This is a genomic window from Pseudomonadota bacterium, assembly GCA_039024915.1.
GTDB lineage: Bacteria > Pseudomonadota > Alphaproteobacteria > Rhizobiales > MH13 > MH13.
This window is the reverse complement of record JBCCPK010000029.1, coordinates 1-2,418: the sequence shown is the minus strand read 5'-3', so window position 1 is coordinate 2,418 and position 2,418 is coordinate 1. Positions and strand designations below refer to the sequence as shown.

Sequence of the window (2,418 nt, the reverse complement as noted above, 5' to 3'; positions counted from 1 at the left end):
GGCGAGCGCCTCTCCCGCGGATGCGCCAGCCAGGATGACGATCAGAAACGGTCCGATGAGGAAGGTCAGCGTGAGGCCGAGGATGATCCAGATGGGCAGGCGTGACATGGGCTACCTCCGCACCGATGCAATGCGCTTGAGGAGGAGGTTGGCCGAAAACGACATCACAATGAGGATCATCGCGATGACACTGGCTGACACAAAGTCGTTGGAGACATTCACCTGCTGGTAGAGCAGGGTTTCGAGCATCAGCACTTTGGAGCCGCCGAGGATTGCCGGGGTGATATAGGCGGTAAGTGCCCCGGTGAAGACCAAGGTGCCCCCGATCACGAGCCCTTCGCGCGTCAATGGCAGGATGATGCGGAAAAAGACCTGAAACCAGCTTGCGCCCAGAACCCGCGCAGCCGGGATCACGTCCTTTGGAATGTTCTCCATCGCTGACACGAGCGAAATGATCATGAGCGGCAGGAAGAGCTGCAAGAGACCGATGAAGACGGCCGTCTCCGTAAAAAGGAGCCGGATCGGCGTCTCCGAGAGGCCCAGCCCCACGATGGTGTCATTCACGATCCCCGTGCGGCCAAGGATGACGATCCACGCATAGGTTCTGGCCACGGGCGAAATCATCAGCGGCAAAACGACGAGCCCGAAGATCCGCCCCCGGGCTTGAGGCGGCAAGTTCACGATGCAGAACGCAGCCGCATAGCCGATGACGGCCGCTGTCCCCGCCACGAGAACGCCAAGCTTCAGCGTGCGGAAAAAGACGGCCTGGTTCAGGGGCTTTGAGAAGAAGTCGATATATCCCTGAAAACTCCACGCGCCGCCGTCTGTCTGGAAGGCAATCGACAGCAAAATGGCCACCGGCACCAAAAACACCAAAAAGGTGAAAAGCGCGGCGGGGAGCGCCAATGCCAATCCTTCACGCGAGTCTAGGAACATCTGTCCGGGCCCTGAAGAGTGAGTGGAGGGCGACTGGCAGGCAGTCGCCCTGCATGCGCCTTACTGAATGACCTCAGTGTTCCACTGCTCGACCCAACCGTCACGGTTGGCGATGATAGCGGCGGGGTCGAGGATATTGAGCGAATTGATCAGCTCGGCCCCGTAGGTCAGGTTCTCTGCCACCTCGTCGCTCACCACCACGTCCATATTTGCGGGGCTGTCGATCAGCGCCTCGGCGATGCGGGTCTGCACCTCGGTCGAGAGCCAGTAGTCCATGAGCTGATAGGCCAGCTCTTCATTGCCATTGCCCTTGGTCAAAAGCATCACGTTCATGCCGCCCGCCTGGCCCTCCACGGGATCGGCCCATGCAAAGGGCAGGGGGGAGCTTTTGAATCGGCTCCAGGCAAAGCGCCCAACGGGGGCCGCGATCACCTCTTCCTGGTTCATCAATTGCGCCAGCTCGGACGAGCGGGAATAGAAAGTGACGATATCGTCGCCGCTTTGCCCAATGGCTGAGATCGTGCCGGTGAAGTCACTGGCATCGCCGCCCGCCGCCTTGTCGAGCATCATGAGCGTCAGTGGGCCTTGCGTCCCGGTGATGTTGGGCAGCGACACATTCCCCGCCAGTTCATCGCTCAAGAGATCAGACCAGCTTTCAATGCTCACGAGGTCTTCGCGGTAGACGATGGAGCTTGCGTAGAACGTGTATCCCACCGCCAAATTGTCGCCGATCGGGTCCTGAGCAGATGGGTACAGGCGGTCGAAGCTCGAAATCTGCGACGTATCAATCGGCTGCAGCAAGCCCTTCTGGGCAAGGCTCAACGCGTCGTGGGACGAGATGACAGCGAGGTCGATGACCGGGTCATCGGCATTGGCCTCGATCTTTGCCATCCGCTCCACGCTGTTGCCGGTCTCAATGACAAGCTCGCAGCCGCAGATCTCTTCAAACGGGTCGTAGAGCGCTTCTTTGTAGGCGTCTTGTGCGAAGGAATAGACCGAGATCGTGAGCGTTTCTTGCGCGGATGCGCTCCCCGCGGTGAACGCCGCGGCCAGGGCAATGAGGGATAGGTTTCGGGTCATTTCGGATGTCTCCTTTTAGCAGGGTGTTTGGCAATGGTCGTCGATTGGCGAACAACAAGGCGCATGGGCACGGTCTTGCCGTCGAGAGGGTGAGTTTCGCCGCGGATTTTGGCCGTAAGAATGTCGACGGCGCGGCGCGCGATCTCGTCGACGTTCTGGGCGACTGTCGTGAGCGCGGGATGCATGATCGCCGCAAAGGACATGTCATCAAAACCGGTGAGGCTGATCCTATTGGGAACCGAAAGCTGCGCGCGCATGAGCTCGCTCCGCACGCGAAGCGCGATGAGGTCCGAGGTGGTCAAAATGGCCGTTGCACCCGATTGCGCGGCGCGGACGGCCTGGTCGACGCCGGCCTCGCCCCAAAAGACCTGGGCATCGACGTCATCGGGGAACGCGCCTGTC

At 60.3% G+C, this 2,418-nt stretch carries 3 protein-coding genes; all 3 read right to left on the bottom strand.

All coding sequences use genetic code 11. The features are described from left to right. Positions 1–111 precede the first annotated feature (111 nt). Positions 112–936, bottom strand: a complete 825-nt coding sequence (locus tag AAF739_18085; GenBank protein ID MEM6384578.1) for an ABC transporter permease — start codon at positions 934–936, stop codon at positions 112–114. 60 nt (positions 937–996) lie between these two features. Next, a complete protein-coding gene (locus AAF739_18080; protein ID MEM6384577.1) occupies positions 997–2,016 on the bottom strand; it encodes an extracellular solute-binding protein in 1,020 nt (339 codons plus the stop codon). Next, the coding region (locus AAF739_18075) for a substrate-binding domain-containing protein (GenBank protein ID MEM6384576.1) at positions 2,013–2,418 on the bottom strand (406 nt) is incomplete at its 5' end. The genes AAF739_18080 and AAF739_18075, both read right to left, overlap by 4 nt.